This window comes from Aminobacter sp. P4_H6_2 (assembly GCF_056400805.1).
This window is the reverse complement of the sequence record NZ_JBFUKO010000344.1, coordinates 1-5,802: the sequence shown is the minus strand read 5'-3', so window position 1 is coordinate 5,802 and position 5,802 is coordinate 1. Positions and strand designations below refer to the sequence as shown.

General features: G+C 61.8%; 6 protein-coding genes and 1 pseudogene. All 7 read left to right on the top strand.

Annotated elements, in window-relative coordinates:
* The coding region (locus AC1DUU_RS21165; protein WP_476785364.1) for an ABC transporter substrate-binding protein at positions 1 to 891 on the top strand (891 nt) is incomplete at its 5' end.
* A 42-nt stretch (positions 892 to 933) separates the two neighbouring features.
* The gene (locus tag AC1DUU_RS21160; protein WP_476785363.1) at positions 934 to 2,043 is read left to right on the top strand and encodes a microcin C ABC transporter permease YejB; all 1,110 of its coding nucleotides are present in this window, start codon (positions 934 to 936) and stop codon (positions 2,041 to 2,043) included.
* On the top strand, positions 2,043 to 3,185 hold the full coding sequence (locus AC1DUU_RS21155) for an ABC transporter permease (protein ID WP_476785362.1): 1,143 nt from the start codon (positions 2,043 to 2,045) through the stop codon (positions 3,183 to 3,185). The genes AC1DUU_RS21160 and AC1DUU_RS21155 overlap by 1 nt, the downstream gene beginning before the upstream one ends.
* Positions 3,186 to 3,234: 49 nt before the next feature.
* Positions 3,235 to 3,483, top strand: coding sequence for a type II toxin-antitoxin system VapB family antitoxin (locus AC1DUU_RS21150; protein WP_476785361.1), 249 nt, complete (start codon positions 3,235 to 3,237; stop codon positions 3,481 to 3,483).
* Entirely contained in the window at positions 3,480 to 3,872 is a 393-nt protein-coding gene (locus AC1DUU_RS21145; protein ID WP_476785360.1) for a type II toxin-antitoxin system VapC family toxin, read from the top strand. The genes AC1DUU_RS21150 and AC1DUU_RS21145 overlap by 4 nt, the downstream gene beginning before the upstream one ends.
* Positions 3,869 to 5,497 (top strand): ABC transporter ATP-binding protein, encoded by a 1,629-nt coding sequence (locus AC1DUU_RS21140; protein WP_476785359.1) that lies wholly within the window; start codon positions 3,869 to 3,871, stop codon positions 5,495 to 5,497. Before AC1DUU_RS21145 ends, AC1DUU_RS21140 begins: the two co-directional genes overlap by 4 nt.
* A 15-nt stretch (positions 5,498 to 5,512) precedes the next feature.
* A pseudogene (locus AC1DUU_RS21135) lies at positions 5,513 to 5,802 on the top strand (glyoxylate/hydroxypyruvate reductase A); the annotation flags it as partial.

The window sequence follows — 5,802 nt, the reverse complement described above, 5'->3', positions numbered from 1 at the left end:
ATGATGCAGGCAACCGCGCTCAACCAGCGGCGCGAGCGCTTTCGCGATCCGCGCGTGCGCCGGGGCATTGCGCTGTGCTTCGACTTCGAATGGACAAACCGCAATCTGTTCTACGGCGCTTACGAGCGCTCACAATCGACATTCGAGAAATCGGCCTATCGCTCCGAGGGCCTGCCCACACCCGCCGAACTGGCGCTACTCGAACCTTTCCGCGGCCGTATTCCTGACGAGGCTTTCGGCGAGGCAGTGCTGCAGCCGCCCTCCGACGGTTCGGGCCGCGACCGCAAGCTGTTGGGACAAGCCTCGAAGCTGCTGGCGGATGCCGGCTGGGCGCGCAAGGACGGCAGCTTGCGCAATTCCAAGGGCGAATCGCTTACGCTCGAGATCCTGGTCGACGACGACGCATTTGTTCGCGTGTTTTCGCCCTGGATCGAGAACATGCGGGCGATCGGCATCGATGCATCCGCGCGCATGGTCGACTCGACGCAATATCAGGCGCGGCAGACCAGTTTCGACTTCGACGCGATTGCCATGGCCGTTTCCTTTTCGGCAACGCCCAGCCGCGACGAGATCGACGGGCTGTTTCATTCCCGCGCCGCCAACATGCAGGGCTCGACCAACCTGCCCGGCACCGCCGACCCGGCAATCGACGCGTTGGTGGACGCCGTGGGTGCGGCCAAGGATCGCGAAGCGCTGACAGTTGCCATGCGCGCGCTCGACCGGGCCTTGCGCGCCCGGCTAGACTGGATTCCAAATTGGTTTTCGGCGAATCACCGCGCCGCATTCTGGGACATGTTCGGCTATAAGGAGCCGAAACCGGATTTCGGCTTCCCCGTCGAAGCTATGTGGTGGTTCGACAAGGACAAGGCTGCACGTATTGGCAAGACCTGAGATTTCTGCCCCTGACTCGCTCCTTCTGAGGAGCCTTGCCTGATGGGCGCCTATATCCTCCRTCGTATACTTCTGATGATACCGACCCTGTTCGGCATCATGGCGATCTCGTTCGCCGTCGTCCAGTTCGCACCAGGCGGCCCAGTCGAGCAGGTCATCGCCAAGCTGACCGGCCAGGGCGGCAACGCCGGCGACCGCCTGTCCGGCGGCAGCGGCGGGGACGTTGGTGGCGGCAACACTTTCGACGCGGCGGGTAGCGAAGGCTCGTCCAAATATCGTGGCGCCCAAGGCCTCGATCCCGAATTCATCGCCAAGCTCGAAAAGCAGTTCGGCTTCGACAAGCCGCCACTCGAACGCTTCGGCATGATGTTGTGGAACTATGCCCGCTTCGATTTCGGCGACAGCTATTTCCGCGACATCTCGGTGCTCGACCTGATCATCTCGAAAATGCCGGTGTCGATCTCGCTCGGCATCTGGATCACGCTGTTGTCCTACCTCATCTCGATCCCGCTCGGCATCCGCAAGGCGGTCAAGGACGGCTCGACCTTCGACATCTGGACCAGCGGCGTCATCATCGTCGGCTACGCCATCCCGGCCTTCCTGTTCGCCATCCTTTTGATGGTGCTGTTTGCCGGTGGCTCGTTCTTCGACTGGTTCCCGCTGCGCGGCCTGACCTCGGAAAATTTCAGCGAGCTGTCGCTCGGCGGCAAGGTGCTCGACTATCTCTGGCACGTTACATTGCCGCTGGCGGCACTCGTGCTGTCGGCTTTCGCCACGACCACGCTTTTGACCAAGAACTCGTTCCTGGACGAGATCCGCAAGCAATATGTCGTGACTGCCCGCGCCAAGGGACTTTCGCAGCGCCAGGTGCTCTATGGCCACGTCTTCCGCAACGCCATGCTGATCGTCATCGCCGGCTTCCCCGGCGCCTTCATCTCGGCCTTCTTCACCGGCTCGCTCCTGATCGAAAACATCTTCTCGCTCGATGGCCTCGGCCTGCTCGGCTTCCGTTCAGTGCTCGACCGCGACTATCCGGTGGTCTTCGCCAATCTCTACATCTTTTCGCTGATGGGGCTGTTCGTCGGGCTGATCTCCGACCTGACCTACACCTGGATCGACCCACGCATCGATTTCGAGCGGAGGGACGTCTGATGTCGGCGACAGATACGGTTGCCGCACCGGTCAAGCGGCCCTGGCTCTCGCCGATCAACAAGCGGCGCTGGCAGAGTTTTCGAGCCAATCGGCGCGGCTACTGGTCGCTGTGGCTGTTCCTCGTCCTGTTCGGGCTATCGCTGGTTTCCGAATTCATCGCCAACGACCGGCCGCTTCTGATCCGTTTCAAGGGCGAGTTCTTCTCACCGATCATGCGGGACTATGGCGAAGAGACCTTCCTCGGCGACGAGGGCTTTTTGCCTATCACCGACTACCGTATGGCGGTGGTGCAGGAGGCGATAGCCGCCAATGGCTGGATGATTTGGCCGCCGGTCCGCTATTCCTACCGCACAACCAACAACGAGATACCTGAGGCCGCACCGGCCAAGCCGTCCTGGATGTACCCCAAGGAGGTGCGTTGCCAACGCTATCCGCAAGGGGTCGACGATCCCAATTGCACCATCGGCAACTGGAACTGGCTCGGCACGGACGACCAGGCCCGCGACGTGCTGGCGCGTGTCATCTACGGCTTCCGCATCTCGGTGCTGTTCGGCCTGATCCTGACTGTCGGCTCGGCACTGATCGGCGTCTCGGCAGGCGCCATGCAGGGCTATTTCGGCGGCTGGACAGATCTTTTGTTCCAGCGCTTCATCGAAATCTGGTCGGCGATCCCGGTGCTCTATCTGCTGCTGATCATCGCTGCCGTGCTGCCGCCAGGTTTCTTCATCCTGCTTGGGCTGATGCTGCTGTTTTCCTGGGTGGCGCTGGTCGGGGTCGTGCGCGCCGAGTTCTTGCGCGCGCGCAATTTCGAATATGTGAATGCGGCGCGCGCGCTTGGCGTGCCCAACCGCACGATCATCTTCCGACACCTGTTGCCCAACGCCATGGTGGCGACGCTGACCTTCTTGCCCTTCATCCTCAACAGCTCGATCTCGACGCTGACCTCGCTCGACTTCCTCGGCTTCGGCCTGCCGCCCGGCTCGGCGTCGCTCGGCGAATTGCTCAAGCAGGGCCAGCGCAACCTCAATGCGCCATGGCTTGGCCTGTCGGGTTTCGTGGTGATCTCGCTGATGCTGTCGCTGCTGATCTTCGTCGGCGAAGCCACCCGCGACGCCTTCGACCCAAGGAAGACGTTCAAGTGAGCTCGGATCTATGGTATAATTTCTTATGTTTTCTACCATGGAGACAGGCATGGGCATGAACATCAAGAATGCGACCGTCGAGCGGCTGGCCAAGGAACTCGCCGCCGAGACCGGCGAGACGATGACGTCGGCCATTCAGGCTGCGCTCGAGGAGCGGCTTGAACGCCTGCGCCATGACAGGGGTGTGGCAGAGAAGAAGCGTCGGTTGCGTGAAATCCTGGATTCGTTGCCGCCGCCACCTCCTGGCGTGACCAGTGACCATTCTGACTTGTATGACGAATTCGGATTGCCGAAATGATCGTCGATGCTTCGGCAATCCTGGCAATTCTGCTCAAGGAACCAGAAGAATATCGCTTCGCTGACGTCCTGACCGAACAGGCCGACACGGTCGTCTTGTCTCCGGTCAACTATCTGGAGGTCGCCCTTCGGGTCGATCGTGGAGACATGGCGGTCACCTCTGACAAGTTGGACCAAATCATCGCCAGCATGAATGTAAGGCTTGTCGACATCACGCCGGACCAAGCCCGTCTCGCCCGCGAAGCCTACAAGCAATTCGGCAAGGGCAACCATCAGGCCAAGCTCAACCTCGGCGACTGCTTTGCCTATGCGCTTGCCAAGGCGCGCCGGGAGCCGCTTCTTTTCAAAGGCGACGATTTTCGCATGACTGACATCGAGGCCGCCATTTGACCTCCCCGCTCCTTTCCGTCCAGGACCTGTCCGTCGCCTTCAGCCAGGGTGGTTTGACGACGACCGCTGTCGACCACATCTCCTTCGATATCGCCAAGGGCGAGACGGTGGCGCTGGTCGGCGAATCAGGATCCGGCAAATCGGTCTCCGCCCTTTCGGTGCTCAAGCTCCTGCCCTACCCGCCGGCTAGCCACCCATCGGGGCGGATGATGTTCGGTGGACAGGACCTGCTGGCGCTTGACGAAAACGCGTTGCGCAAGGTGCGCGGCAACAAGATCACCATGATCTTCCAGGAGCCGATGACCTCACTCAACCCGCTCCACACGATCGAGCGGCAGATCGTCGAGGTGCTTTCGCTGCACCAGGGCATGGGCGACAGGCAGGCGCGAGCCCGCACGCTCGAACTGCTCGAAGAGGTCGGCATCCGCGAGCCACAGAAGCGGCTCGACGCCTATCCGCACCAGCTCTCCGGTGGCCAGCGCCAGCGTGTGATGATCGCCATGGCGCTCGCCAACGAGCCCGAACTTCTGATCGCTGACGAGCCGACAACCGCGCTCGACGTGACCGTGCAGGCGCAGATCCTCGAGCTGCTTGCCAAGCTGAAGTCCCGCAAGGGCATGTCGATGCTGTTCATCACCCATGATCTCGGCATCGTCCGGCGCATCGCCGACCGCGTCTGCGTGATGACACGCGGGCAGATCGTCGAAACGGGACCGACCAAGGAGATCTTCGACAACCCGCAGCACAGCTACACGCGCCATTTGCTTGCCGCCGAGCCGAAGGGCAAGCCGCCGGCAGCCAATGCGTCGGCCAAGACGGTGATGTCGGGCACCGACGTGAAGGTGTGGTTTCCGATCAAGCAAGGCTTCTTCCGCAAGACCATCGACCATGTGAAGGCCGTCGACGGCATCGATATTGCCGTCCGCGCCGGCCAGACCGTCGGCGTGGTCGGCGAATCGGGCTCGGGCAAGACCACGCTGGGGCTCGCGCTCACCCGCATGATCTCGTCGCAGGGCCGGATCGACTTCGACGGCCGCGAGATCGACAAGCTGACCTTCAATGCGATGAGACCGCTGCGTCGCGAGATGCAGATCGTGTTCCAGGACCCGTTCGGCTCGCTCAGTCCGCGCATGTCGATTGCCGACATCATCGAAGAGGGTCTCAAGATCCACGAGCCCGGGCTCAAGGCAGCCCAACGCGACGTTGCAGTCGTCGACGTGCTGCGCGAGGTCGGCCTCGATCCCGAGACACGCTTCCGATATCCGCACGAATTTTCCGGGGGCCAGCGCCAGCGGGTCGCCATTGCACGCGCCATGGTCCTCAAACCGCGCTTCGTCATGCTCGACGAGCCGACCTCGGCACTCGACATGAGCGTGCAGGCGCAGGTGGTTGACCTTTTGCGCAGCCTGCAGGCCAAGCACGACCTCGCTTATCTGTTCATCAGCCACGACCTCAAGGTGGTGCGCGCGCTTGCCAATGACGTCATCGTGATGCGCAACGGCAAGGTGGTCGAGGCGGGATCCTCCGAGCAGATTTTCGAGCGACCGCAGACGGATTACACTCGAGCGCTGATCTCTGCGGCGTTCAAGATCGAAACCGCACCGACAGGTGTGGTCAGCGAATAGCATCAAGGGAAGAGCATGTCGGCCAAGGGAAAAATCCTTCTTTCGATCACCGGCTTCAGCCCGCAACGCTGGTACGAACTGCTGTCGGCAGAGCGCGAGGTGGTGCTCGAACCGGACGGCGCTGCCGATCCTTCGATCGAATATGCCGTCGTATGGAAGCAGCGCCCTGGAACGCTTGCCAAGCTGCCAAACCTCAAGGCGATCTTTTCGGTCGGCGCCGGTGTCGACCATGTCTTTGCCGATCCCAGCCTGCCCGAGGTGCCGATCGTGCGCGTGGTCGCCGACAACCTCACCCAATACATGAC